This is a genomic window from Pseudoxanthomonas sp. Root65 (genome assembly GCF_001427635.1).
Taxonomy (GTDB): Bacteria; Pseudomonadota; Gammaproteobacteria; order Xanthomonadales; family Xanthomonadaceae; genus Pseudoxanthomonas_A.
Genome location: NZ_LMHA01000001.1, coordinates 515,510 through 540,362 on the forward strand (window position 1 = coordinate 515,510; position 24,853 = coordinate 540,362).

The 24,853-nt window shown below is 68.7% G+C and carries 21 protein-coding genes and 1 pseudogene; 11 read left to right on the top strand and 11 right to left on the bottom strand.

What is annotated here, in order from left to right:
- Positions 1-39 precede the first annotated feature (39 nt).
- The 5 genes from ASD77_RS02325 to xerD all read right to left on the bottom strand — a co-directional run bounded on the left by ASD77_RS02325 (position 40) and on the right by xerD (position 8,253).
- Complete coding sequence (locus ASD77_RS02325; protein ID WP_156383433.1) at positions 40-489, bottom strand: hypothetical protein; 450 nt, start codon at positions 487-489, stop codon at positions 40-42.
- Between the two features lie 4 nt (positions 490-493).
- Complete coding sequence (gspE, locus tag ASD77_RS02330) at positions 494-2,206, bottom strand: type II secretion system ATPase GspE (RefSeq protein WP_055940905.1); 1,713 nt, start codon at positions 2,204-2,206, stop codon at positions 494-496.
- Between the two features lie 81 nt (positions 2,207-2,287).
- Positions 2,288-6,277, bottom strand: a complete 3,990-nt coding sequence (purL, locus tag ASD77_RS02335; RefSeq protein WP_055936762.1) for a phosphoribosylformylglycinamidine synthase — start codon at positions 6,275-6,277, stop codon at positions 2,288-2,290.
- A gap of 78 nt (positions 6,278-6,355) precedes the next feature.
- Positions 6,356-7,192: a DsbC family protein gene (locus tag ASD77_RS02340; RefSeq protein WP_055936765.1), complete on the bottom strand. Its 837-nt coding sequence runs from the start codon at positions 7,190-7,192 to the stop codon at positions 6,356-6,358.
- 107 nt (positions 7,193-7,299) lie between these two features.
- Complete coding sequence (gene xerD / locus ASD77_RS02345; protein WP_055936768.1) at positions 7,300-8,253, bottom strand: site-specific tyrosine recombinase XerD; 954 nt, start codon at positions 8,251-8,253, stop codon at positions 7,300-7,302.
- A gap of 159 nt (positions 8,254-8,412) precedes the next feature.
- Here xerD and ASD77_RS02350 point away from each other — a divergent pair, with 159 nt between their 5' ends.
- Positions 8,413-8,883: an RDD family protein gene (locus ASD77_RS02350; RefSeq protein WP_055936771.1), complete on the top strand. Its 471-nt coding sequence runs from the start codon at positions 8,413-8,415 to the stop codon at positions 8,881-8,883.
- Positions 8,884-8,890: 7 nt separating this feature from the next.
- Here the strand turns inward: ASD77_RS02350 and lptG are convergent, their stop codons facing one another.
- Positions 8,891-9,994 (bottom strand): LPS export ABC transporter permease LptG, encoded by a 1,104-nt coding sequence (gene lptG, locus ASD77_RS02355; protein WP_055936775.1) that lies wholly within the window; start codon positions 9,992-9,994, stop codon positions 8,891-8,893.
- Positions 9,991-11,070 carry an LPS export ABC transporter permease LptF gene (gene lptF / locus ASD77_RS02360; RefSeq protein ID WP_055936778.1) on the bottom strand — a complete coding sequence of 360 codons (1,080 nt, stop codon included), beginning with the start codon at positions 11,068-11,070 and terminating at the stop codon, positions 9,991-9,993. Before lptF ends, lptG begins: the two co-directional genes overlap by 4 nt.
- 129 nt (positions 11,071-11,199) lie before the next feature.
- On the opposite strand from lptF, the gene ASD77_RS02365 reads away from it, so the two are divergent.
- From ASD77_RS02365 to ASD77_RS02380, 4 genes are all read left to right on the top strand, one after another.
- Positions 11,200-12,678, top strand: a complete 1,479-nt coding sequence (locus ASD77_RS02365; protein ID WP_055936781.1) for a leucyl aminopeptidase — start codon at positions 11,200-11,202, stop codon at positions 12,676-12,678.
- 75 nt (positions 12,679-12,753) lie between these two features.
- On the top strand, positions 12,754-13,176 hold the full coding sequence (locus ASD77_RS02370; RefSeq protein WP_055936783.1) for a DNA polymerase III subunit chi: 423 nt from the start codon (positions 12,754-12,756) through the stop codon (positions 13,174-13,176).
- A 100-nt stretch (positions 13,177-13,276) separates the two neighbouring features.
- Positions 13,277-16,045 (top strand): valine--tRNA ligase, encoded by a 2,769-nt coding sequence (locus ASD77_RS02375; RefSeq protein ID WP_055936786.1) that lies wholly within the window; start codon positions 13,277-13,279, stop codon positions 16,043-16,045.
- A gap of 35 nt (positions 16,046-16,080) precedes the next feature.
- Positions 16,081-16,509, top strand: coding sequence for an isoprenylcysteine carboxylmethyltransferase family protein (locus ASD77_RS02380; RefSeq protein WP_055936789.1), 429 nt, complete (start codon positions 16,081-16,083; stop codon positions 16,507-16,509).
- 158 nt (positions 16,510-16,667) lie between these two features.
- Here the strand turns inward: ASD77_RS02380 and rimI are convergent, their stop codons facing one another.
- From rimI to pssA, 3 genes are read right to left on the bottom strand one after another with little or no spacing between them, the layout of a single operon-like run.
- Positions 16,668-17,177: a ribosomal protein S18-alanine N-acetyltransferase gene (gene rimI / locus ASD77_RS02385; RefSeq protein WP_055936792.1), complete on the bottom strand. Its 510-nt coding sequence runs from the start codon at positions 17,175-17,177 to the stop codon at positions 16,668-16,670.
- The gene (locus ASD77_RS02390) at positions 17,174-17,614 is read right to left on the bottom strand and encodes a hypothetical protein (RefSeq protein ID WP_055940908.1); all 441 of its coding nucleotides are present in this window, start codon (positions 17,612-17,614) and stop codon (positions 17,174-17,176) included. Before ASD77_RS02390 ends, rimI begins: the two co-directional genes overlap by 4 nt.
- A gap of 2 nt (positions 17,615-17,616) precedes the next feature.
- A complete protein-coding gene (pssA, locus tag ASD77_RS02395) occupies positions 17,617-18,396 on the bottom strand; it encodes a CDP-diacylglycerol--serine O-phosphatidyltransferase (protein WP_055936795.1) in 780 nt (259 codons plus the stop codon).
- A 91-nt stretch (positions 18,397-18,487) separates the two neighbouring features.
- Between pssA and ASD77_RS02400 the strand changes: the two genes are divergently transcribed.
- From ASD77_RS02400 to ASD77_RS02415, 4 genes and pseudogenes are all read left to right on the top strand, one after another.
- Positions 18,488-18,883, top strand: a complete 396-nt coding sequence (locus ASD77_RS02400; RefSeq protein ID WP_055936798.1) for a DUF4124 domain-containing protein — start codon at positions 18,488-18,490, stop codon at positions 18,881-18,883.
- A 9-nt stretch (positions 18,884-18,892) separates the two neighbouring features.
- The gene (locus tag ASD77_RS02405) at positions 18,893-19,180 is read left to right on the top strand and encodes a DUF4124 domain-containing protein (protein ID WP_055936801.1); all 288 of its coding nucleotides are present in this window, start codon (positions 18,893-18,895) and stop codon (positions 19,178-19,180) included.
- 70 nt (positions 19,181-19,250) lie between these two features.
- Positions 19,251-20,945 (top strand): proline--tRNA ligase, encoded by a 1,695-nt coding sequence (locus tag ASD77_RS02410; protein WP_055936804.1) that lies wholly within the window; start codon positions 19,251-19,253, stop codon positions 20,943-20,945.
- Positions 20,946-21,073: 128 nt separating this feature from the next.
- Positions 21,074-21,436: pseudogene (locus ASD77_RS02415) on the top strand (H-NS histone family protein); the annotation flags it as partial.
- Positions 21,437-21,515: 79 nt separating this feature from the next.
- Here the strand turns inward: ASD77_RS02415 and ASD77_RS02420 are convergent.
- On the bottom strand, positions 21,516-22,763 hold the full coding sequence (locus ASD77_RS02420) for a threonine/serine exporter family protein (protein ID WP_055936810.1): 1,248 nt from the start codon (positions 22,761-22,763) through the stop codon (positions 21,516-21,518).
- 103 nt (positions 22,764-22,866) lie between these two features.
- Between ASD77_RS02420 and ASD77_RS18425 the strand changes: the two genes are divergently transcribed.
- Both ASD77_RS18425 and ASD77_RS02430 read left to right on the top strand, forming a co-directional pair.
- Positions 22,867-23,739 carry a DMT family transporter gene (locus tag ASD77_RS18425; protein WP_162247575.1) on the top strand — a complete coding sequence of 291 codons (873 nt, stop codon included), beginning with the start codon at positions 22,867-22,869 and terminating at the stop codon, positions 23,737-23,739.
- Positions 23,736-24,851 (top strand): MlaE family lipid ABC transporter permease subunit, encoded by a 1,116-nt coding sequence (locus tag ASD77_RS02430; protein ID WP_055936816.1) that lies wholly within the window; start codon positions 23,736-23,738, stop codon positions 24,849-24,851. The genes ASD77_RS18425 and ASD77_RS02430 overlap by 4 nt, the downstream gene beginning before the upstream one ends.
- Positions 24,852-24,853: the final 2 nt, after the last annotated feature.

Here is a 24,853-nt window from a genome sequence, read left to right on the forward strand (position 1 = left end):
GGCATGGCCGGGCCCTTTCTTTTCAGGCGAACCGCCGACTCAGTCGCATACCATGCGGCCCTTCGGCAACACGCGTGGATTGCCCAGCGCGAAGGCCTGGATCGGCCGCTCCCACATCTCGAACGAAGACACGCCCGGCGTGACGCCACAGCTGCTGGCGTATTCGAACCGTTCGCCGTCGGCGGACACGTAGAGGTCGAACTTGACCGCCACCGGCAGCGTGCTACTGACCATCAGCGTGGTCTGCGTGGCATCACCGCTGCGCGTGGCGCGCAGGTTGCCCGGCGCGTCGCCGGCGGGCGCGGACGTCGTGACCTTGCCGTCGACGAGCTCGACCTGCAGCGCCAGCGAGGGCGAGCCCGTGCCGATGGCAAAACCGGCGGGCAGGTCGCCGCGCGTCAGCGTCTTCGGCGCGGGCTTGCCGGCCGCTGCGATCACCGGCATCGCGCACATCGCCGCCAGCAGGCATCCCGTCAGCATCCTGTTCATCGCCTCAGCCCTCCTCGGTCACGCGCAGCACTTCCTCGATGGTCGTTTCGCCGGACAGCGCCTTGATGATGCCGTCCTCGTACATGGTGCGCATGCCGGCGTCGCGCGCGAGCTGCTCGATCTCGCCCATGCCGGCGTGCCGCATGATCGCGCGGCGGACCTCGTCGTTCATCACCAGGAACTCGACGATGGTCGTGCGGCCCAGGTAACCCGTCGGCGCGATGGCCGAGCCGCGCGGGCGGTACAGGAAGATCTCGCCCTGCGGCTGGAAGCGGCGCAGGTGGAACTTCTCGATTTCCTCCGGCGACGCGGCGTACTTCTCCGCATGCGTCGGCTCCAGCCGGCGCACCAGGCGCTGGGCGAGGATGCCGTTGATGGTGGAGGTCATCAGGTAATCCTCCACCCCCATGTCGAGCATGCGGGTGATGCCGCCGGCCGCGTTGTTGGTGTGCAGCGTGGACAGCACCAGGTGGCCGGTCAGCGCCGACTGGATGGCGATGCGCGCCGTTTCCAGATCGCGCATTTCGCCGATCATGATGATGTCCGGATCCTGCCGCACGATGCTGCGCAGCGCATGGGCGAAGTCGAGCCCGATCTGCGGCTTGGCCTGGATCTGGTTGATGCCTTCGATCTGGTACTCGACCGGATCCTCGACGGTGATGATCTTGACGTCCGGCGTGTTGAGCTTGCTCAGCGCGGTGTACAGCGTGGTGGTCTTGCCCGACCCGGTGGGGCCGGTGACCAGCAGGATGCCATGCGGCTGCTCCAGCACTTTCTGGAACTGCGGCAGGAAGGCATCGGTGAAGCCCAGCTTCTTGAAATCGAACACCACGGTTTCGCGGTCGAGCAGGCGCATCACCACGCTTTCGCCGTGGGCGGTGGGGACGGTGCTGACGCGCAGATCCAGCTCCTTGCCCTGAACGCGCAACATGATGCGCCCGTCCTGCGGCAGGCGGCGCTCGGCGATATTGAGCTTGGCCATGATCTTCACGCGACTGATCACGGCGGCGGTGAGGTTGGCCGGCGGGCTTTCGCCTTCCTCCAGCACGCCGTCGATGCGGTAGCGCACCTTCAGCCGATTCTCGAACGGCTCGATGTGGATGTCCGACGCGCGCAGTTCGACCGCCCGCTGGATCACCAGGTTGACCAGGCGGATGACCGGCGCCTCCGAGGCCAGGTCGCGCAGGTGTTCGACATCGTCGAGATCGGCGGTGGTCTCGCCATCGGCATTCTCGACGATGGCGCCCATCGCACTGCGGCCCTGTCCGTAATAGCGCTCGATCAGGTCGCTGATCTCCGACCGCAGCGCCACCCGCGGCCGCACCGCGCGCCCGGTCGCCAATCGCACGGCGTCGAGTGCGTAGTGGTCCTGAGGATCGGCCATCAGCAGGTCGACGTGGCCCTCGCCCTCGCCCACCGGGCAGACATGGAACTGCTTGAGGAAGCGCAGCGACAGCACCACCGATTCCGGCGGCACATCGGGCGCGTCCTTGGCCACCACCAACGGCAGCCCCAGCACGTCGGCCGCGGTTTCGGCGTGGTCGCGTTCGGACACCAGGCCCAGGCGAGAGAGCAGCGCCAGCAGGCCCCCGCCGGCTTCTTCCTGCAACCGCCGCGCCCGCGCCAGGTCGGCCTCTTTCAACCGCCCGCGGGCCAGCAAGGCGGCGACGATGCGTTCGTCGTCGGACAGCATGGGGTCGGATACGGCTGCGTTCACGGAGGCCTCCTGCAAGGCCCGGACTGTATCAGGTGGCGCATTCGCCCGGCGTGGCCCGCGACGCATCGCGGGCCATCGTGGTCATCCCACCCACACCCGCGCGTTGCGGAACATCCGCAGCCACGGCGAGTCGTCCGGCCAACCGGCCGGATGCCAGCTGTGGTTGACGCTGCGCGGGGTGCGCTCGGGATGCGGCATCAGGATGGTCGCGCGGCCGTCGTCGCTGGTCAGGCCGGCGATGCCGTCGGGCGAACCGTTCGGATTCAGCGGATACGTCGTCGCCACCGCGCCGTCGCCATCCACGTAGCGCAGCGCCGTGCGCGCGGCGGCCTGGTCGACCGTGCCGGCGAACGCGGCGCGGCCCTCGCCGTGCGCCACCGCCACCGGGATGCGCGAGCCGGCCATGCCGCGGAAGAACACCGACGGCGAGTCCTGCACTTCCAGCAGCGCCACGCGCGCCTCGAACTGCTCGCTCTGGTTGCGCAGGAATACCGGCCAGTGCTGCGCACCGGGGATGATGTCCTTCAACTGGCTCATCATCTGGCAGCCATTGCACACGCCCAGCGAGAACGTGTCCGGCCGCGCAAAGAACGCCGCGAAGGCATCGCGCAATGCGCTGCGCTCCAGGATCGAGGTCGCCCAGCCACGACCGGCGCCCAGCACGTCGCCGTAGCTGAAACCGCCGCACGCGGCCAGGCCGCTGAAGCCGTCCAGCGCCACGCGGCCGCTGATCAGGTCGCTCATGTGCACGTCGAAAGCGTCGAACCCGGCGCGCGCGAATGCCGAGGCCATCTCGATCTGGCCGTTGACGCCCTGCTCGCGCAGGATCGCGACCTTCGGGCGCTTGCCGGTGACGATGAACGGCGCGGCGACATCGTCGCCGGCGTCGAAGGACAGCTTCGGCTTCAGGCCCGTGCGACCGAACTGGCGCGCGGTCTCACGCTCTTCATCGGCGGCATCCGGGTTGTCGCGCAGCTTCTGCATGGCATGGGTGACCGACCACCAGGCATCGAACAGCTCTTCCCAGCGCCACTCGGCCAGCACCTCGTCATTCTGCTGCACGCGCACCACCGACGCCGTGGTCGGGCGCGCGATGCGCTGCGCGCATTCGATCAGCGCATGGCGCTCGACCAGGTCGGCGAACGCGGCACGATCTTCATCCGCCACCTGCACCACCGCACCCAGTTCTTCGGCGAACAGCGTGCGGAACGCGTCGTCGCCCCAGCCGTCGAGGTTGATGTCCAAGCCGCGATGCGAGGCGAAGGCCATTTCGCACAGCGCGGCGAACGCACCGCCGTCGCTGCGGTCGTGGTAGGCCAGCAGCAGGCCCGATTCGCGCGCATCGGCGATCAGGTGGAAGAAGTCGCGCAGGCGCTGCGGGTCGTCGAGATCCGGCACGCTTTCGTCGCGGCCATCCCCGGCGAACGCCGGCCAGACACCGTCGCCACCGGACTGCGGATACACCTGCGCCAGCACCGAACCGCCCAGGCGCTTCTTGCCCGCGCCCAGGCCGATCAGCCACAGCTCGCTGTCGTCTTCGCGCGACAGCAGCGGCGTGAGCTGCTGGCGCACGTCGGTGACTGGGGCGAAGGCGCTGATGATGAGGGAGACGGGGGAGACGGATTTGTGGTGGGTGATTCGTGATTCGTGATTCGTGATGTTGGCTTCGCTGTCGCCTTGGCCTTGCGTTTCACCAATCACCAATTGCGAATCACTACTCACAGGCCACTGCGCCTGCATCGACAGCGAGTCCTTGCCGACCGGGATGCTGATGTCCAGGTCCGGGCACAGCTCCATGCCGACGGCCTTCACCGCATCGAACAACAGCGCGTCTTCGCCGGGATGGCCGGCGGCGGCCATCCAGTTGGCCGACAGCTTCACGCGGTGCAGCGATTCGACCGGCGCGGCGCAGAGGTTGGTGATGGCCTCACCGACGGCCATGCGCGCGGCCGCGGCAGCATCCAGCAGCGCCAGCGGCGTGCGTTCGCCGATGGCCATCGCTTCGCCCACATACCCTTCGTAACCGGTCAGCGTGATAGCACAGTCGGCGACCGGCATCTGCCACGGACCGACCAGCTGGTCGCGCGCGGTCAGGCCGCCGACGCTGCGGTCGCCGATGGTGATCAGGAACTGCTTGGACGCGACGGTCGGATGCGCGAGCACGCGCAGGCCGGCTTCGCGCAGGTCCAGGCCTTCGGTCTGCAGGGCGGGCCACGTCGGCGCGCGCGGATAGCCGGTGTCGCGGTGCATCTTCGGCGCCTTGCCGAACAGCACGTCCATCGGCAGGTCGATCGGTGCATCGGACGGGGTGTTGCCCGGCGTGGCGCCATAGGCAACCACCAGGTGTTCTTCCTTCGTCGCCACACCCACCGCCGCGAACGGACACCGCTCGCGCTCGCAGATCGCCGCAAACTCGGCCAGCCGCGCCTGCGGCACGCCCAGCACGTAGCGCTCCTGCGATTCGTTGCACCACAGCTGCATCGGCGACAGCGAGGGATCGTCGCTGGGCACCTTGCCCAGGTCGATCACGCCACCCACGCCGGAGTCGTGCAGCAGTTCGGGAATGGCATTGGACAGGCCGCCGGCGCCGACGTCGTGGAACCACAGGATCGGGTTGTTGTCGCCCATCGCCACGCAGCGGTCGATGACTTCCTGGCAGCGGCGCTCCATCTCGGGGTTGTCGCGCTGCACGCTGGCGAAATCCAGCTCTTCGGCGCTCTCGCCGGAGGCGACCGAACTGGCGGCGCCGCCGCCCAGGCCGATCAGCATGGCCGGACCGCCGAGCACGATCACCGCATCGCCGGGCGACAGGGTCTTCTTCTCCACCTGGATGCGGTCGATCGCGCCCAGTCCGCCGGCCAGCATGATCGGCTTGTCGTAGGCGCGGGTCAGGCCCTCGCCTTCGGGCAGCTCGAAGCTGCGGAAGTAGCCCAGCAGATTGGGCCGGCCGAATTCGTTGTTGAACGCGGCGCCGCCGAGCGGGCCGTCCAGCATGATCTCCAGCGCCGGCGCCATGCGCGGGTTCAGCGCGCGCGGTGCCTCCCAGGGCTGCGGCAGCGTGGGGATGCGCAGGTGAGAGACCGAGAAGCCGGTCAGGCCGGCCTTCGGCTTGCCGCCGCGGCCGGTCGCGCCCTCGTCGCGGATCTCGCCACCGGCGCCGGTGCTGGCGCCGGGAAACGGCGCGATCGCGGTCGGATGGTTGTGCGTTTCCACCTTGATGCAGAACGCCGAATCCAGCGTCGCCTCGAGCCGATACTGGCCGCTGCCGTCGGGACGGAAGCGCGCCGCCGGATAACCTTCCACCACCGCCGCGTTGTCGCTGTACGCGCTGAGCGTGTGCTCCGGCGTCTGCGCGTGGGTGTGCTTGATCATGCGGAACAACGACCGGTCCTGGTCCTTGCCGTCGATGGTCCAGCTGGCGTTGAAGATCTTGTGGCGGCAATGCTCCGAATTCGCCTGCGCGAACATCATCAGCTCGACGTCCGACGGATCGCGGCCCAGCTCGGTGTAGCGCTCGCGCAGGTAGTCGATCTCGTCGTCGGCCAGCGCCAGGCCCAGCCGGCGGTTGGCGGCTTCCAGCTGCGCCAGCGGAATGCGTTCCAGCTCGCCACGCGCCGGCGCGGTGAACAGGGCCGAGGCCTGTTCGCGCGTGGACAGCAGCGACTGCGTCATCGGGTCGTGCAGCGCCCTGGCGAGCGCGGGCGAGGCTTCGTTCCAGCCTTCCAGATCGATGCGCATCCCGCGCTCGACGCGCTTCACCGGCTGGCCGGCGCCGCGCAGCAGTTCGGTGGCCTTGCTGGCCCAGGGCGACAGCGTGCCCAGGCGCGGGGTGACGAAGCGCGAGACGGCGCCGTCGGCCAGCGGCTCGTCCTGTTCGCTGGCCTGCAGGATGCGGCGCAGCGTGGCCAGGTCCGGCGCGGCGCCGGCCTCGGGTTCGATGAAATAGACATGCCAGGCACCGCGAACACGCACGTTAGAAGCGTGGACAGCAGGAGCAATGGACTGGAGCCTGGATTCGAGCCGCGCGCGGCGGAAGTGCGACAAGGCCGGTTGGCCTTCGAGGACGATCATGTCCGGAACCGTGGGGGCGTGCCGTCAGACGGGGCCCGCTATTGTAGCGAAGCCGGCGCGGGGCCGGCTTCGTTCGGGTCAGGGAGCGGCGCCGGCGGCGGCGGCCGGGGCCTTTTTCGCGGCCAGTTCGTCCAGTTTGGCCCGCAGGGCGGCCGGCGGCAGGTAGCCGCCCAGCTGCACGCCCTCGGCCGAGAAGATGGCCGGGGTACCACTGACGCCGACGCGCTGGCCGACGTCGAACTCCATGGTCACCGGATTCTTGCAGTCGCGCGAGGCGATCGACTTGCCGGCCTTGGCATCGGTCAGCGCGCGCTTGCGGTCGGGGGCGCACCAGACCGAGATCATGTCCTTGTGGTCCTGGCTGCCCAGGCCCATGCGCGGGAACGCGAGGTATTCCACCGCGATGCCCTGGCGGTTGATCTCGGCGATTTCCTCGTGCAGCTTGCGGCAGTAGCCGCATTCGATGTCGGTGAACACGGTGACCGTGTACTTGGCGTTCGGCGGCGCGAAGACGATCTTTTCGCTGTGCGGGATGGTGGCGATCAGCTTGCTGCGGTGCTGCGCCAGGGCCGCGCTGTTCTGCATCAGGTCTTCCTGCTGCTGCAGGTCCAGCACAGCGCCCTGCATCAGGTAGCGGCCATCGTCGCTGATGTACAGCAACTGCCCGCCGGCGATGACTTCCCGGAACCCCGGCAGTGGCGCGGCACCGACATAGTCGACGGTGGCCCGCGGGTTCAACTGCGCCACGGCGGACCGCGCGCGCTCGTCGGCGGTGGCCCCCTGCCCGGGCTTGAACTGGGGTGCCGGCGCCGGCGTGGCCGCGGCGGCCTCGCCCTTGGCCGGCGGTTGCGGGGCCTGGGCGCAGGCGGACAGGCTGAGGGCACCCAGCAGGGCGGCGGTGATCAGGCGGGGCATCAAGGGCATCCGGATAGGCCGCAGGGCGGCAGGCTGGCAGGAACAGGCGGGGATTCTGGCACAGGCCGGCGGGCAGGCGGCTTAACCGGCCTGCTGCGCACGCTGGCTCATGCACGCGGGTGGTGGCGGCCGTGCAGCTGTTTCAGGTGCTCGCGCGCCACCAGTGTGTAGATCTGCGTGGTCGACAGCGAACTGTGGCCCAGCAGCAACTGTAGCGCGCGCAGGTCGGCGCCGCGGTTGAGCAGGTGGGTGGCGAAGCTGTGCCGCAGCCCGTGCGGGCTGATGCGGACCGGATCGATGCCGGCCGCCGCAGCGTAGCGCTTTACCAGACCCCAGAATTGCTGCCGGGTCGGCGGTTCGGCGGTGGTGCCCAGGAACAGGAACGGCACGCTGCGCTTACCGGCCAAGGCCGGCCGCGACTGCGCCAGGTAGGTTTCCAGCCAGTGCTGCGACTCCTCGCCCAGCGGTACCAGCCGGTCCTTGCTGCCCTTGCCGGTGACCCGCAGCACGCCCTGCCGCAGGTTGACCGCAGTGGCGGGCAGCGTGACCAGTTCGCTGACCCGCAGGCCGGCGGCGTACATCAGTTCCAGCATCGCGCGGTCGCGCAGGCCGAGCGGCGTGGCGGTATCCGGGGCCGCCAGCAGCGCGTCGATCTCGGTCTCCGCCAGCGCTTTGGGCAGCGAGCGCGGAAGCCGCGGCGGGTCGAGCAGCGCGGTCGGGTCGTCGCGGCGCTGGCCACGGCGCAGCCGATGCGCGAAGAACGCGCGCAGGGCCGACAGCAAACGCGCGTTGCTGCGCGGCGAATAGCCCTCGCGCGTGCGCCAGGCCAGGTAGTCGAACAGCGCCGGGCGATCCGCAGCGGCCAGGCCGCCTTCACGCCCGTTGCGCCAGCGGGCGAAGCCTTCCAGGTCACGCCGGTAGCTGTCCAGCGACGGCCGCGCGAGACCGCTTTCGGCCCAGATCGCATCCAGGAAGCTGGCGATGTCGGCGGCATCCGCGTCGGGAACGGGCGGCAGGGCGTTCACCTGTTGGCGGCGTTCGGCGGGCGTGCGGGCGGTCATGGGGCTAGCTTAGGCGATGCATCCGGCGTCTGGATGCGCCTGCTTCTTGTGGGAGCGACGTCAGTCGCGAAAGAGCATCCTTTCGACCGGTCATCGCGACTGACGTCGCTCCCGCAACACCAAGGGAGCTTGCTTGGGCTTAGCCGGTATCCTGTCGCGATGACGGATTCCGCTCCCACGCCCGAAAAACCCCGCGCGCTGATCGGCTGGCGCCTGCTCGCGCTGCTCTACGACGTCTGGCCGGTGCTGGCGCTCTGGATCGCCGTCGCGGTCCCGTTCGTGATCGTCGACGCCGTCGCCACCGACAACATCCGCCACAACATCGAACCCTACAGCCTCATGTGGTGGCTGCTCTGGTCCTGCTGCTGGGGCGCCGCAGGCCTGTACGCCACCTTCAGCTGGCTGCGTGGCGGGCAGACCCTGGGCATGCGGCCGTGGCGGCTGAAGGTCGTCGCGCCCGACGGCAACGCACCGACGCTGGCTGCGCTGTGGCGCCGCTACGCGCTGGCGACCGTCTCGACACTGGCCGGCGGCCTGGGCTTCTGGTGGGCGTGGCTGGACCGGGAGCGGCTGACCTTCCACGACCGATTCAGCGGCACGCGGCTGGTGCGGCTGCCGAAGCGCGTCTGACCGCGCGTCAGCGGCTCCGGCGCCGGAACATCAGCCAGGAAATACCCAGCAGGGCGAACGGCGGAATGGCGTAGGCGAGACGGTAGTCGAGCCGGAACGCACCGGCCAACCGCACGAACATGGTCTGCAGCACGTAGAAGCCCACGGCAAACACGATGCCGAGGAACAGCCGCTTGCCCATGCCGCCGCTGCGCAGGCTGCCGAACGCGAACGGGATGGCGGCCAGGCACAGCGCCAGCACGTTGAGCGGGTAGAACCAACGCGCCCAGTACTGGTCTTCGTAATCGCGCGCATCCAGGCCGTTGCGCTTGCGGTAGTCGATGTTCTGGCTCAGCTCGCGGGTGGGCATGTTGCGCGCGCGCACCAGGCTGGACGACAGCACGGCGGCGTCCAGCTCCGACTCCCAGCGTTCCCCCAGCACCGTGGTCTGCACGGCCGAGCGCTCCTTGAAGGTAGTCCGGCGCACGTTCTTCAGCAGCCAGTAGCCGTCCAGGTGTTCGGCGATGGCGGCGTGCGCGATGGACGCCAGACGCCCGTCGTCCGCCAGTTCGTACATGCGCACGTCGCGCAGCTGCAGCGACACCTTGCCGCCGCCCTGGTCCTTCTCTTCGCCACTCTGCGCGTACAGGAAGGTGTTGCCTTCGCGCGCCCACACGCCGGAATAGCGGTCCATCGCGACGTTGCCGGTGCGCGCGGCCATCTTCAGCACATCGGCCTGGCGCTGGCCCCAGGGGCCCAGCGTCTCGCCGCTGAACATCATCAGCACGGTCAGGATGCCCAGTGCCGCGGCGACCGACACGCTCAGACGCAGGCGCGACAGGCCAAGCGCACGCAACGCGGTCAGCTCGGAGCTCGCCGCCAGCTGGCCCAGACCCATCAGCGAACCGATCACCGCTGCCGTGGGAAACATGGTGTAGGCGCGGCGCGGCACGGTGTACAGCACCCACGCGACGGCATGGCCGAAGGTGTAGTTGCCGGTGCCCAGATCGCCGATCTCGCCGGACAGCGCCATCACCACGTCCAGGCCCACCAGCACGGCCCAGGTCAGCAGCACGGTGACCAGGACCACCTGGCCCACGTAGGTGTCGTGCAGGCGCGGCAACAGCCTCATGCGTGCCTCCGCGGCCGCGACAGCCGTCCATCACGCAGGTAGAACCAGAGGGCACCGGCCAGCAGCGGCAGGCTCAGCCACCACAGGCCGACCAGACCCGGCAGCTTGCCGTCGGCCAGCAGCTGGGTGCCGTTGAACATCAGGCTGATGCCCACCAGGTAGGCCAGGAATCCCAGCATCACCCGTCCATAGCGGGTCTGCCGCGGCGAACTGCGCGACAGCGGCAGGGTCAGCAGGGCGAAGGCCAGTGCCAGTAGCGGCGGGGTCAGGCGGGCGTGGATCTGGGCATTGGCCTGCGGGCGGGCGTCTGCCAGCAGTTGGGGCGTCGGCAACAGCGCGGGATCGTCCTTGTCCAGAGTGTCGGCCCGGTCCGGCAGCGCCACTTCGTTGGACTTGTAGCGGATCAGCCGGTAATCCAGGCCCGCGCCATCCGGCCCCTCGACCCGGAAACCATCGTCCAGCCGCAGGTAGCGGTTGCGCTCGCCTTCGAAGAACATCTGCCCGGACTTCGCCGTCACCACGTCGATGCGGCCCTCGTCCGCGCGGTGCATGAACACCTTGCTCAGCCCGGTGCCGTCCGGCGACAGCGCGCTCACATACACCACCGCGCCGCTGGACAGCACGGTGAACTTGCCGGCATCCAGGCCGGACACCACCAGGCTGCGGTTGGCGTGTTCCAGCATGTTCTGCGCCGTGCGCAGCGCCCACGGGCCCAGCCACAGCGAGCACAGGCCGACGATGACCACCACCGGCACCACCAGCATCAGCAGCGGCCGCAGCAGGCGGCGCGGTCCAATGCCGGCCGCCGTCAGCACCGCCATCTCCGAATCCCGGTACAGGCGTGAAAACGCCAGCAGCAGGCCCAGCATCAGCGCCAGCGGGATGATGTAGGGCATGTAGTTGAGGAACTGCAGGCCCAGCTGGGACAGCAGCAGGCGCGCCGGCACCTTGCCGTCGGCCACGTCGCCCAGCAGGTCCGCCATCACGCCGCCCACGCTGACCATCAGCAGGATGATCAGGGTGGCCAGGAAGCTCTGGGTGAATTCCCGGAAGAGGTAGCGGTCCAGCTTCGGCATCAGGGGGGCTTGATCTACAATCTCGGGCTTGTGCGCCGCGCCTGCGGCGGCGGTCTCTGCGGTCCGGGATGGCATCCGCCACCTTCATCCGGCCCGCGATTGTACGTAAATGAACCGGGAATCTGATCAATGACGCTGGAATTCACCCTGAACCACGAAGCCCCCGCCCAGGCCGGCGTCGATTGCATCGTGGTAGGCGCCTATGCCGACAAGAGCCTGACCGCCGCCGCGCAGGCCGTGGACGCGGCCAGCGGCGGCAAGCTGTCGGCGCTGGTCCAGCGGGGCGACATTGGCGGCAAGACCGGCAAGACCACCCTGCTGCACGACCTGCCCGGCGTGACCGCGCCGCGCGTGCTGGTGGTGGGCCTGGGTGAGACGGCCAAGTTCGGCGTGGCGCAGTACCTGAAGGCCGTGGGGGACGCCGCCCGCGCGCTCAAGCTCGGCCCGGTCCGCAGCGCGCTGTTCACCCTGTCCGACGTGGCGGTCAAGGATCGCGACGCCGCGTGGAAGATCCGCCAGGCCGTGATCGCCGCCGACCACGCGTGCTACCGCTACACCGCCACGCTGGGCAAGAAGAAGAACGACGATCCGGGCCTGACGCAGTTCGCCATCACCGGCGACGATGCGGACGCGCTGGCGCAGGGCATCGCCATCGCCGCCGGCGTGCAGGTCACCCGCGAGCTGGGCAACCTGCCGCCGAACATCTGCACGCCGGCCTACCTGGCCGAACAGGCGCAGCAGTACGCCGCGGAGAACGGCGCCGAGGCCGAGATCCTCGACGAAGCGCAGATGGAAGCGCTCGGCATGGGCTCGCTGCTGGCGGTCGCCCGCGGTTCGGTCAACCGGCCGCACCTGATCGTGCTGAAGTGGAACGGTGCCGGCGACGCCGACGCCAAGCCCTACGTGCTGGTCGGCAAGGGCATCACCTTCGACACCGGTGGCGTCAACCTGAAGACCCAGGGCGGCATCGAGGAAATGAAGTACGACATGCTGGGCGCGGGCAGCGTCCTCGGCACCTTCGTGGCCGCCGTGAAGATGAAGCTGCCGCTGAACCTGGTGGTGATCGTGCCGGCGGTGGAGAACGCCATCGACGGCAACGCCTATCGTCCGTCCGACGTCATCACCAGCATGTCCGGCAAGACCATCGAGGTCGGCAACACCGATGCCGAAGGCCGCCTGATCCTCTGCGACGCGCTGACCTACGCCGAGCGCTTCAAGCCGGCCGCCCTGGTCGACGTGGCCACGCTGACCGGCGCCTGCATCGTGGCGCTGGGCCGCTACGCCAGCGGCTTGATGAGCAAGCACGACGACCTCAGCAACGAACTGCTGGGCGCCGGCGAGACCGTCTTCGACCGCGCCTGGCGCCTGCCGCTGTGGGACGAGTACCAGACCCAGCTCGAATCCAGCTTCGCCGATGTCTACAACATCGGCGGCCGCTGGGCCGGCGCGATCACCGCCGGCTGCTTCCTGGCCCGCTTCACCGAAGGCCAGCGCTGGGCGCACCTGGACATCGCCGGCGTGGCCAACGACGAAGGCAAGCGCGGCATGGCCACCGGTCGCCCGGTCGGCCTGCTGAGCCAGTGGCTGCTGGACCGCGTTGAGAAGTGAGCGCAGAGAAGTGAGGAGTGAGCAAAGCGTTGCTCCCCCTCACTTCTCACTCCTCCCCACTCACTCCTGCCTTCTATGCCTCGCGCCGACTTCTACCTGATCGCCAAGCCGCGTTTCCTCGAGGAGCCGCTCAAGCTGGTCTGCGAGCTGACCCGCAAGGCCTACGACAGCAACCAGTGGACGCTGATCCTGGCGCGCGATGCCGCGCAGGCGGAGGAACTGGACGAGCTGCTGTGGGAGTTCGATCCGGACGCCTACATCCCGCACCAGATCGCCGGCGACGAAGAGGACGAGCTGACGCCCGTGCTGATCGCTACGCCCGAGGTCGACGTCCCGGCGCGCGCGCTGGTGATCAACCTGCGCGACGACGCCTTTGCCGGCGCCTGCGAGCGCGTACTGGAAGTCGTACCCGCCGACCCGTCCGCGCGCGAGCCGCTGCGCGAGCGCTGGAAGCAGTACAAGGCACGTGGCTTTGACGTGAACAAGCACGACATGTAAGAGCGAGAATCGAGCGGAGAGGAGTGAGGAGTGAGCAACAGGTCTCCTCTTCCCGCTTCGCCTACTCACTCCTCACTCCTCGACACTCTCTACTCGCCCTATGTCCCTCGCCTCCAGCTACGACCCCAAATCCTTCGAATCCCGTCTGTACGCGCAGTGGGAAGCCGCCGGCTACTTCAAGCCTCGTGGCGAAGGCCAGCCTTACACCGTGCTGCTGCCGCCGCCGAACGTCACCGGCACGCTGCACATGGGCCATGCGTTCCAGCACACGCTGATGGATGCGCTGGTGCGCTACCACCGCATGCGCGGCTACGACACGCTGTGGCAGATGGGCACCGACCATGCCGGCATCGCCACGGAAATGGTCGTCAGCCGCAACCTGGCGCAGGAAGGCAAGGGCGAGACGCGCGATTCGCTGGGCCGCGACGGCTTCATCGCCAAGGTGTGGGAGTGGAAGGCGCAGTCCGGCGACACCATCGAACGGCAGATGCGCCGCATGGGGGCGTCGGGCGACTGGTCGCGCAGCACGTTCACGATGGACGAGCAGGCATCGGCCGCGGTCATCGAAGCCTTCGTGCGCTGGCATGAGCAGGGCCTGATCTACCGCGGTCAGCGTCTGGTCAACTGGGACCCGGTGCTGAAGACCGCGATCTCCGACCTGGAAGTGGAGAACGTCGAGGAAGACGGCTTCCTGTGGTCGATCGACTACCCGCTGGCCGACGGCAGCGGTTCGCTGGTGGTCGCCACGACGCGTCCGGAAACCATGCTCGGCGATACCGCCGTGATGGTGCATCCGGAAGACGAGCGCTACGCACACCTGATCGGCAAGACCGTGAAGCTGCCGCTGACAGACCGCGAGATTCCGGTGATCGCCGACGAGTACGTCGACCGCGAGTTCGGCACGGGCGTGGTCAAGGTCACGCCCGCGCACGACTTCAACGACTACCAGGTGGGTCTGCGCCACGACCTGCCATTGATCAACCTGCTGACGCCGACGGCGGCGATCAACGACAACGCGCCCGAAAAGTATCGCGGCCTGGATCGCTACGAAGCACGCAAGGTCGTGCTCGCGGACCTCGAAGACCTCGGCCGGCTGGTCGAGACCAAGCCGCACAAGCTGCAGGTGCCGCGCGGCGACCGCACCGGCCAGGTCATCGAGCCCTATCTGACCGACCAGTGGTTCGTGAAGATGGACGGGCTGGCCAAGCGCGGTCTGGAGCTCGTCGAGTCCGGCGAGGTGAAGTTCGTCCCGCCGAACTGGATCAACACCTACCGCCACTGGATGGAGAACATCCAGGACTGGTGCATCAGCCGCCAGCTCTGGTGGGGCCACCGCATCCCGGCGTGGTTCGACGAGGCGGGCACGTGCTACGTCGGTCGCGACGAGGCCGAGGCGCGCGCGAAAGCCGGGCTGTCCGCCGATGTCGTGCTCACGCAGGACAGCGACGTGCTGGAGACCTGGTTCTCCTCGCAGCTGTGGCCGTTCAGCACGATGGGCTGGCCGGATGCGGACGCGATGAAGGCGCGCGGATTCGACCGCTACCTGCCGTCGTCGGTGCTGGTCACCGGCTTCGACATCATCTTCTTCTGGGTGGCGCGCATGGTCATGGCCACCGACAGCTTCGTCGGCCAGGTGCCGTTCCGCGACGTCTACATGACCGGCCTGATCCGCGACAAGGACGGCCAGAAGATGTCCAAGTCGAAGGGCAACGTACTGGACCCGCTCGACATCATCGACGGCATCTCGCTGGAAGACCTGGTGGCCAAGCGCACCGGCGGCCTGATGCAGCCGAAGATGGCGGAGAAGATCGAGAAGGCCACGCGCAAGGAGTTCCCGGACGGCATCGTGCCGCACGGCGCCGACGCACTGCGCTTCACCATCGCCGCGCTGGCGACGCACGGCCGCGACATCAAGTTCGACATGGGCCGCGCCGAGGGCTACAAGAATTTCTGCAACAAGCTGTGGAACGCCACCCGCTTCGTGCTGATGAATACCGAGGACTTCACCGCCACCGGTGCGCCGCAGCCGAAGACGGACGCCGAGAAGTGGATCCTGTCGCGCCTGGCCAAGGTCACCGCCGAGGTCGAGACCCAGTTCGCCGCCTACCGCTTCGACCTGCTATCGCAGGCGCTGTACGAGTTCGCCTGGAACGAGTTCTGCGACTGGTTCGTCGAACTGGCCAAGCCCGCATTGAACGGCGATGACCCGGCGGCCGCCGCCAGCACCCGCCACACGCTGTTGCACGTGCTGGAGTCGCTGCTGCGCCTGCTGCATCCGCTGACGCCGTTCGTCACCGAGGAACTGTGGCAGCAGGTCGCGCCGAAGCTGCGCATCGACGGCGGCACCGTCTCGCTGCGCCCGTACCCGACCGCAGGCGATTTCGCGGGTCAGGATTTCGCGCAGGCCGAGGCCGACGTGGAATGGCTGAAGACGATGGTGTCCACGCTGCGCCGCGTGCGCAGCGAGCTCAACGTCTCGCCGGGCAAGACCATCCGCCTGCTGCTGCAGGATGGTCACGACAACGACCGCGCCCGCATCGCGCGCTTCGCCCCGTCGCTGTCGTTCCTGCTGAAGCTGGACGACATCGCGTGGCTCGACGCCGGCGCCGATGCGCCCGCCTCCGCCGCCGCCATGGTGGGCGAACTGAAACTGCTGGTGCCGCTGGAAGGCCTGGTCGACCTGGACGCCGAACGCGCGCGTCTGGACAAGGAAATCGCCCGCGTCGCCGGCGAGAAGGACAAGAGCGAAGCCAAGCTGGCCAAGTTCACCGACAAGGTCCCGCCCGCAGTAGTTGATCAGGAACGCCAACGCCTGGTCGACTGGAGCCACCAGCTCGCCGCCCTGCACGGGCAGCGCGCGAAGCTCTGAGCAGGCTGGATACCCGCGTTCCGCCTCCGCTGGTGATGGTGCTGTGTGGCGCCATCGCCTGGGTAGTCACGTACGCAGTCCCTGCGGGGATCATCGCCCTGCCGTCATCGCTGCGCGTGATGCTGGTCGCGTCGCTCGCAGCGCTCGGCCTGCTGTCCAACCTGTGGCCTAAGCTTGTTTTCGGCCGGGTCGGCACGACGGTGAACCCGCTTCGCCCGGCATCGTCTCGGGTACTGGTACTCACCGGACTGCATCGCCTCTCGCGCAATCCGATGTACATGGGACACGCGCTGATGCTGGTCGCCTGGGCCTGCTGGCTGCAACATCCCGCCGCGTTGGTTGGTGCGCCGTTGTACATGGCGTACGTCACCCGATACCAGATCCTGCCGGAAGAGCGCGCGCTTTCGGCGACGTTCGGAGCCGCTTACGAGGCGTATCAGGCCCGCGTGCGGCGCTGGCTTTGATGCACGGAAAGCCCGCGCCGTGTCACCGACCGTTGACGTCATCCCAGCGCACGCCGGGAGCCACGTTGACGTTGCTGTTGTCTCTTCAGCGCAGCCGGAATCAGAATGGATTCCCGCGTTCGCGGGAATGACGGACAGACGGCGGACCAGGGCCCGCCCTACAGCGGCGGCATCGTGGCGATGTCGTCGGCGACCAGTTCGATCGCCATCACCAGGGCGTCCTCGCGCCCGTCGCGGGCGGGGTAGTAGCGCGGGCGACGGCCGATCTCGTTGAAGCCCTCGCTGTGGTACAGCGAGATGGCGCCGGGATTGGACGGGCGCACTTCCAGGAAGACGCGCTGCACGCGCAGGTCACGGGCGATCTTCACCAACGCCCGCAGAAGATACCGGCCCAGGCCGCGGCCCTGCCGCTCCGGCGCGATGCAGATGTTCAGCACATGCGCCTCGTCGGCAGCGATGCTCAGCAGGCCGTAGCCGATCACCAGTCCGTGCTCGGTCAGCACCCATGACGGGTAGCCGGCCTTCAGGCAGTCCTTGAAGATGCCGCGCGTCCACGGGAACGGGTAGGCGCGCTGTTCGATGGCCATCACTGCGTCGAGATCGCCCTCGCGCATCGGCCGCAGGCTGGACGTGGACACCGGTGAGGCCTCGACGCCCAGCGCACTCATTCCGAAGCGCTCCGACGCAGCCGCCGCAGACGGGGCCACAGCGCGCGCTTGGCGGCCGGGTTGCCGCGCAGTTCGGCCGAACTCGGCCATTGCGCGAACAGTTCCGCCGCGCCCGGCGCATTGGGATTGCAGCCCGACGCGCGGATCAGCGCGAAGTGCAGGCGGTCCGGAAGCTTCCCGCCGCCCATCCGCGGCGTGGATGCAGGACGCACCGGCTCCGGCGTGTCGATCGTCGCGCGCGCGGGCGGACGTGCGCGAGGTGCAGGCACGGCAGGCACGGCAGGCACGGAATCGGCCGCTGCGGCGCGTTCGGCAGGCGCTTCCGCCACGGCGGGCGCCCCGGCCTCCGTTGGCCAGTCCGCCGGCAGGTAGACGGCGTGACCGAGCGCGCGCAACCAGCCCTGCTGCTCGGCCGACCACAGGCGGTCCGCCGCCAGCGTCACGCGGCGGCGTCCTTCTGCCGGCGCATGCGCTGCCACAGCCACAGGCCCGGTCCCGACACGGCATACACCACGCCCACCGCCAGCAGGGTGCGCGGCAGGTCGATGAAGAGGATCGCCAGCACCAGCGGCACCAGTGCCAGCACCACGAACGGAATGCGGTCGGCCTTCGCCCCGCCCTCGCCCGTGCCCTTGAAACTCCAGAAGCGGATGCGGCTGACCATCAGCAGCGCCGCGACCAGGGTGACCGCCAGCGCCACATAGCGCAGTTCCTCACCACTCCAGCCCAGTTCGCCATCGGCGAACGCCCACACGAAGGACATCATCAGGCCCGCCGCCGCTGGGCTGGCCAGGCCGACGAACCAGCGCTTGTCCACCGTGCCCACCTGGGTGTTGAACCGGGCCAGCCGCAGTGCCGCGCAGGCGGCGTACAGGAACGCCACTACCCAGCCCACGCGTCCCATCACGGTGCCATCGAACTTCAGCGCCGACAGCGACCAGTGATACATCACCAGCGACGGCGCCAGGCCGAAGCTGACCAGGTCGGCCAGCGAGTCGTACTGCACGCCGAATTCGCTGCTGGTGCCGGTCAGGCGCGCCACCCGCCCGTCGATGCCGTCCATCAGGCCCGCCACGAACACCGCGATGGCCGCGTTGACGAACTGGCCGTTGGCCGCGGCGATGATCGCGAAGAACCCCGCAAACAGGCCTGCCGTGGTGAACAGGTTGGGCAACAGGTAGATCCCGCGAGAGCGCGGGGGCGGCTTGATTTCGTTCATGGGTCGCAGTTTAGCCCAGCCCTCACCCGCCCGGCTTGCCTGCGCGGCCCGGGGGTGCTGCAATCAGGCCTCCCGCGATCCGGAGCTTCCCATGCGCCTCCTGTCCTGCCTCGCCGTGCTGGCGTTCTGTCTGGCGACCGCCGCCACCGTGCAGGCCCAGCAGGTCTACCAGTGGAAGGACAAGAACGGGGTGACGCACTACTCCGACAGCCCGCCGCCCAACCAGACCACGCAGAACCGGCGCATCAACCAGTACGGCGCGGCTGCGGCCGATCCGGCCCAGCCGGCCGGCAAGCCAGTCGAGAATGCGCAATGCGCCGGTGCCCGCGCCAACCTCCAGATCCTCGCGTCCAGCAAGGGCCCGGTCCAGCAGGACACGGATGGCGACGGCAAGCCCGATACGGTCCTGGACGACAGCGGCCGCGAGAACCAGCGCAATCTGGCCGAAGCCGCTGTGAAGGCCTATTGCCCCCCCGCGGGCACCTGATCCCATCGGATGCGCGCGTGGGCGGCGATCGTCGCGGGCATTGCGCTGGGCGTCGGCGTCGCCTGGTGGCTGGCGCGCGAATCGCCTGAGACCACCTCACGCAAGCAGGCCCGTGCGGAACAGGCCGCGGCCGCCCAGGCCGACGATGCGCGGCCCTCGCTGTACCGATGGCGCGACGATGCCGGCGTGCTGCAGATCACCGAGCAGCCGCCGAAGGACCGCCGCTACGAACGCATCGATCGCGACACGCCGGCCGGCATCCGCGTGAGCGGCGACGCGGCGACCGACGCGGATTGACCCGCCGCCGCCCCGCCCGCGGCCAAGGCTGGCAAAATAGGCGATTCGCCCTTCCCGGATCTCCCTGCCGATGCGCCTGTCGCAGTTCCACCTCCGCACCACCAAGGAAACGCCCGCCGACGCCGAACTGGTCAGCCACCAGCTGATGCTGCGCGCCGGCATGATCCGCAAGCTGGCCGCCGGCCTGTACACCTGGTCGCCGCTGGGCCTGCGCGTGCTGCGCAAGGTGGAAACCGTGGTGCGCGAGGAAATGGACCACGCCGGCGCGATCGAGATGATCATGCCGACCATCCAGCCGCGCGAACTGTGGGAAGAGACGGGACGCTGGGAGAAATTCGGCGGCCAGCTGCTGAAGATCAGCGACCGCAAGGAACAGCAGTTCTGCTACAGCCCCACCGCCGAGGAGGCCGTCACCGATTTCGCGCGCCAGGAGCTGTCCAGCTACAAGCAGCTGCCGGTCAACTTCTACCAGATCCAGACCAAGTTCCGCGACGAGATCCGCCCGCGCTTCGGCGTGATGCGTGCGCGCGAGTTCGTGATGAAGGACGCCTACTCCTTCCACATCACCGACGAGGACCTGGTGCGCGAGTACCGCAACATGCATGCGGCCTATACGCGCATCTTCACCCGTCTGGGTCTGGATTTCCGCGCGGTGCAGGCCGACAGCGGCGCCATCGGCGGCGATGCCTCGCAGGAATTCCACGTGCTGGCCGACTCGGGCGAGGACGCCATCGCGTTCTCCACCGGTTCCGACTACGCGGCGAATGTCGAAGCCGCGCAGGCGGCGGCACCGGGCCCGCGCGCCGCCGCCTCGGAAACGATGAACAAGGTCGCCACGCCCACGCAGAAGACCTGCGAGGACGTGGCCGCGCTGCTCGGTATCCCGCTGCAGCGGACGGTGAAGTCGGTCGCGGTGATGACCGACGCCGGCTTCGTGCTGGCGCTGGTGCGCGGCGACCACGCCGTCAACGAGATCAAGCTGGGCAAGGTCGCCGGCATGACCGATTACCGGCTGGCGACGGAGGCCGAGATCCTCGCCCACCTCGGCAGCGAGCCGGGCTTCTTGGGCCCGGTCGGTGCGAAGCAGGCGATCCGCGTGGTCGCCGACCGCGACGTGGCGGCGATGGCCGACTTCGTGGTGGGCGCCAACGAGGCCGGCTTCCACCTGGCCGGCGTCAACTGGGGTCGCGACCTTCCCGAACCCGAGACCGTCGCCGACATCCGCAACGTCGTGCCCGGCGACAAGGCGGCCGACGGCGGCGAGATCCGCATCGTGCGCGGCATCGAGGTGGGCCACGTATTCCAGCTCGGCCGCAAGTACAGCGAGGCGATGAAGTTCACCGTGCTGGACGAAACCGGCAAGGCCGCCACCCCGGCGATGGGCTGCTACGGCATCGGCGTGTCGCGCATCGTGGCGGCTGCCATCGAACAGAACCACGACACCAACGGCATCATCTGGCCGGTGCCGATGGCGCCTTGGGCGGTGGCGGTGTGCGTGATCAATCCGAAGAGCGATGCGGCGGTGAACGACGCTGCCGAGCAGTTGCTGCAGGAACTGCAGGCCGCGGGCATCGAAGCGGTGCTGGACGATCGCGGACTGCGTCCCGGCGCGATGTTCGCCGACATCGAACTGATCGGCATCCCGCACCGCGTGGTGGTGTCCGAGCGCGGACTGGCCGCCGGCACGTTCGAGTATCGCGCCCGCCGCGCCGCCGACGCCGAGAACATCGGCCGCGACGAACTGCTGGCGCGCCTGCGCGGCTGAAGCCGGGCATCGATGCGCGGACGCATCCACGCGTTCGCGCAGGGTGCGGTTTGTGCCGCGATTAACTCGTCCATTATCATCGGGTCACCGCCAAGGATGGGGTGTCCCTTCCTGACTGGAGATAGTTGATGTCGATCGACCTGCGTAACCTGTCCGCCAAGGAACTTGGCGCCCTGATTGCCAAAGCCAAGGAACAGCAGACCAAGCTGTCCAAGCGCACGCCCATTGCCACGGTCCGCGGCAAGATCACCAAGTTCGCCAAGGCCGAGGGCTACACGCTGGAGGAACTGTTCGGCACGGCCGGCGCGCGTCCCGCGAAGGTCGCAGCCAAGCCCGGCCCCCGCGCGGGCAAGAAACTCGGCAAGGTCGCGCCGAAATACCGCAATCCGGCCAATCCGAAGGAAACCTGGACCGGCCGCGGCAAGCACCCGCGCTGGATGGCGGCATTGATCGCCAAGGGCAAGAAGGCCGAAGACTTCCTGATCAAGAAGAAGTAATCGCGACCGCAGAGAATCGAAAGAAAACGGGAGGCCTGGCCTCCCGTTTTCCGTTTCCGGCGCCGGTAATGCCTCAGAGATTCTTGCGCGAGGAAATCAGCAGGTTGCCGAACAGCAGGCCGGCCACCAGCGCCATCACCACGTTGGTGACCGCCAGCAGCGCGGACTGGCCCACGCCCACGTCCTGCTGCTGCACCAGCGTCAGCAGCCCGCGCAGGCTGGTGCTGCCGGGCACCAGCATCAGGATGCCCGGCACGCGGATCAGCGCGCCCGGCCGGTTGGCCCAGCGCGCGAACGCATTGCCGGCCGCGGTCAGCGTCAGCGCCGAAAGGAAGATGCCGACCGGACTGCCCCAGGTCTGCCCCGCATAGCGCGAGATGCTGTACCCGGCGATGGCCGCGGCCATCACCCAGAAATAGTCGCGCCGGTGCGCCTTGAACAGCACGGCGAAGGCGTAGGCGGCGAACACCATCGCGGCCCACTCCACCCATTCCGGTTGCGGCCGCGAGGCACGCACGTCCGGATACAGGCCCATCAGCTGCGCCAGCGTCACCGCGATCATGCTGCCGACGGTCAGCTTGAGCACGGTCGCCATCGCGCCGGCGAAACGCGCCACGCCGGACACGAGGTGCTGGCTGGTCAGCTCGTTCACCGCATTGGTCAGCGCCATGCCGGGCAACAGCACGATCAGCGAGGCGATGATCACCGTGTTGAGGTTCAACGGCGCGATGAAGTTGGCCACCAGGATCGCCACGAAGCCGGCCACCAGCGCCGAAATCGCATCGCTGGCTTCCTTCATCTTCGGCCGCCGCGCGATCACTTCGCCCAGCACGCCGATGATCACGCCGATCAGGCCGGCGGTGGCGATGTCCAGCCATGGCAGCCGCCACAGACCGGCGACGGCGGCCGCGGCCAGGCCCGAGGCGAAGATCTGCATCGCCCGCCAGCGCCAGCTCGGCGTGCGGTCGAGCGCACGCAGCGCGGTATGGCCCTGGGCGATGCTCATTTCACCGGACGACACCGCATCGGCGATGCGGTCGGCTTCGCTGAGCTTGTGCAGGTCGGTTTCGCCCGGCGCCAGCCGGATCACCCGCGTGCTGTCGCTGGCACCGAGCGGGCGCGACGGATCGCTGAAGCTCAGGATCAGGCCGGTGGGGTTCGACCACGGTTCGCAGTCCAGACCGAGGCGCTGGGACAGGCCCACCACCGTGCCTTCCAGTCGCTGCGCCGTGGTGCCGTAACTGTGCAGGCGCCCGGCAATCTCGCAGACGAAGGCGATGCGCTGGGCATAGGTGGCGGTGGTCAGCATGTCGTCGGGCATCGGCACAGTATCGCCCAAGGCGCCGCACGGTGGCTTCATGCCGGGCCGCTTACACTGGGCGCGGACGACGCGGGCAGGGGGCAAGGTGGGGATCGGCGAAGCCATGGCACTGGGCAGCGCGGCCGCGTGGGCGGTCGGCGTGATTCTGGCGCGTCAGCTCGGCGCGCACCTGCCTCCGCTGACGCTCAACCTGCTGAAGAACGGGCTGGTGCTGGCGGTGCTCGCGCCGGTCGCGTGGCTGGTCTACGCCGGCGAATGGCCGGCCTTGCCGGCGCGCGACATCGCGGTCGTGCTGGCCAGCGGCGTCATCGGCATCGCCCTGGCGGACACGCTGTATTTCCGCGCGCTCAACGAGCTCGGCGCCGGGCGCATGGGCATCATCGGCAATCTCTACAGCCCGCTGGTGCTGCTGCTGGGATTCGTCTTCCTCGACGAGCGCCTCGGCGGCATGCAATGGCTGGGCTTCGGCCTGGTGGCGATGGGCGTGCTGCTGGTCAGCCGCCCGCCCGGCGAATGGCGCACGCATCCGGAGCACACCGCGCGCGGCGTGCTGCTGGGCCTGCTCGCCATCGCACTGATGGCCGTGGCCATCGTGATGGTGAAGCGCACACTGGAAACCCAGCCGCTGCTGTGGGTGACCGTGCTGCGGCTGGTGGGTGCGGTCATCGGCCTGCTGCTGGTGGCCACCCTGCCGGCGATGCGCCGGCGCATGCGGTTCGTCGCCGGCAACGTGCCCTGGCACCGGCTGGTGCTGGCGGCGCTGATCGGCCAGGGCCTGTCGATGGTGATGTGGCTGGGTGGCTACAAGTACACCAGCGCCTCGGTGGCCGCGATCCTCAACGAAAGCGCGTCGGTGTTCCTGGTGGTGCTGGCGGCGCTCTGGCTGCGCGAGCCGCTGGGGCGCCGCGCCGGCGTCGGCGTACTCCTCACGTTCAGTGGGATAGCCTGTATGCTCCTCGGCCGAGCGACGCCATGACCCCCACCCTTGCCCGCCCGCAGTACGAAGCCGACCCCGGTGACCCCCAGCGCGTGAAGCTGGCGGGCGACTGGACGCTGGCCAGTGCATTGACGGTCGCGGACCAGCTGAAGTCGCTTCCCGATGCCGTCAACCGGCTCGACGCCACGGCGATCAACCGCATCGACTCGGCCGGCGTGCTGCAGCTGCTGCGCTTCGCCAAGCGGCGTGGCATGGACCCGGCGGACATCGAATTCCGCCAGGACCACCAGGCGCTGGTCAGCACCATCGAGGACGTGGCCGACGACCGCCCGCCGCGCAAGCGCGACTACGGCTTCCTCGCCGCGTTGTCCCGCCTCGGCTACCGGGTGCACGAGAACAAGCAGGAGATCATCGCCCTGCTCAGCTTCACCGGCGAGAACCTGGTCAAGCTGGTGCGCATGGCCAAGGAACCGCGCCGCTTCCGCCCCACCGCCACGGTGGCGCACATGGAAGCGGTGGGCCTGGATGCGGTGCCGCTGGTGATCCTGCTGTCGTACATGGTGGGCGCGGTGATCGCCTTCCTCGGCTCCACCGTGCTGCGCGATTTCGGCGCGGAGATCTATGTGGTGGAACTGGTCAGCATCGCCTTCCTGCGCGAATTCGCGGTGCTGATGACCGCCATCGTGCTCGCCGGCCGCACCGCCTCGGCGTTCACCGCGCAGATCGGCGCAATGAAGAGCCGCGAGGAGATCGACGCGATCCGCACGCTCGGTCTGGACCCGATCGACCTGCTGGTGATCCCCCGCCTGATCGCGCTGCTGGTGATGCTGCCGCTGCTGACCTTCATCTCGATGATGGCCGGCCTGGCCGGCGGCGTCACCGTCGGCGCCTTCGACCTGGGCATTCCGCCGCAGATGTACATCGCGCGCATGCACGACACCATCGAGGTGAAGCATTTCCTGGTGGGCCTGTCGAAGGCGCCGGTGTTCGCGCTGGTGATCGGCCTGATCGGCTGCCTGGAAGGCCTGCGCGTGGAAGGTACGGCGCAGTCGGTCGGCGAGCGCACCACCTCCAGCGTGGTGCAGACGATCTCGCTGGTGATCATCATCGACGCGCTGGCCGCGTTGTGGTTCATGCACATGGATTGGTGACG

What these genes read in the sequence shown, in the direction of transcription:
- ASD77_RS02430 (WP_055936816.1), top strand. Translation starts at nt 23,736, where the DNA reads ATGACCCCCACCCTTGCCCGCCCGCAGTACGAAGCCGACCCCGGTGAC.
- purL (WP_055936762.1), bottom strand. Translation starts at nt 6,277, where the DNA reads ATGATCGTCCTCGAAGGCCAACCGGCCTTGTCGCACTTCCGCCGCGCG.
- lptF (WP_055936778.1), bottom strand. Translation starts at nt 11,070, where the DNA reads ATGCCGAAGCTGGACCGCTACCTCTTCCGGGAATTCACCCAGAGCTTC.
- ASD77_RS02400 (WP_055936798.1), top strand. Translation starts at nt 18,488, where the DNA reads ATGCGCCTCCTGTCCTGCCTCGCCGTGCTGGCGTTCTGTCTGGCGACC.
- ASD77_RS02325 (WP_156383433.1), bottom strand. Translation starts at nt 489, where the DNA reads ATGAACAGGATGCTGACGGGATGCCTGCTGGCGGCGATGTGCGCGATG.
- ASD77_RS02420 (WP_055936810.1), bottom strand. Translation starts at nt 22,763, where the DNA reads ATGCCCGACGACATGCTGACCACCGCCACCTATGCCCAGCGCATCGCC.
- ASD77_RS02370 (WP_055936783.1), top strand. Translation starts at nt 12,754, where the DNA reads ATGCCTCGCGCCGACTTCTACCTGATCGCCAAGCCGCGTTTCCTCGAG.
- lptG (WP_055936775.1), bottom strand. Translation starts at nt 9,994, where the DNA reads ATGAGGCTGTTGCCGCGCCTGCACGACACCTACGTGGGCCAGGTGGTC.
- ASD77_RS02405 (WP_055936801.1), top strand. Translation starts at nt 18,893, where the DNA reads ATGCGCGCGTGGGCGGCGATCGTCGCGGGCATTGCGCTGGGCGTCGGC.
- xerD (WP_055936768.1), bottom strand. Translation starts at nt 8,253, where the DNA reads ATGACCGCCCGCACGCCCGCCGAACGCCGCCAACAGGTGAACGCCCTG.
- rimI (WP_055936792.1), bottom strand. Translation starts at nt 17,177, where the DNA reads ATGAGTGCGCTGGGCGTCGAGGCCTCACCGGTGTCCACGTCCAGCCTG.
- ASD77_RS02340 (WP_055936765.1), bottom strand. Translation starts at nt 7,192, where the DNA reads ATGCCCCGCCTGATCACCGCCGCCCTGCTGGGTGCCCTCAGCCTGTCC.
- ASD77_RS02380 (WP_055936789.1), top strand. Translation starts at nt 16,081, where the DNA reads ATGGTGCTGTGTGGCGCCATCGCCTGGGTAGTCACGTACGCAGTCCCT.
- pssA (WP_055936795.1), bottom strand. Translation starts at nt 18,396, where the DNA reads ATGAACGAAATCAAGCCGCCCCCGCGCTCTCGCGGGATCTACCTGTTG.
- ASD77_RS02410 (WP_055936804.1), top strand. Translation starts at nt 19,251, where the DNA reads ATGCGCCTGTCGCAGTTCCACCTCCGCACCACCAAGGAAACGCCCGCC.
- ASD77_RS02375 (WP_055936786.1), top strand. Translation starts at nt 13,277, where the DNA reads ATGTCCCTCGCCTCCAGCTACGACCCCAAATCCTTCGAATCCCGTCTG.
- ASD77_RS02365 (WP_055936781.1), top strand. Translation starts at nt 11,200, where the DNA reads ATGACGCTGGAATTCACCCTGAACCACGAAGCCCCCGCCCAGGCCGGC.
- ASD77_RS18425 (WP_162247575.1), top strand. Translation starts at nt 22,867, where the DNA reads ATGGCACTGGGCAGCGCGGCCGCGTGGGCGGTCGGCGTGATTCTGGCG.
- ASD77_RS02350 (WP_055936771.1), top strand. Translation starts at nt 8,413, where the DNA reads ATGACGGATTCCGCTCCCACGCCCGAAAAACCCCGCGCGCTGATCGGC.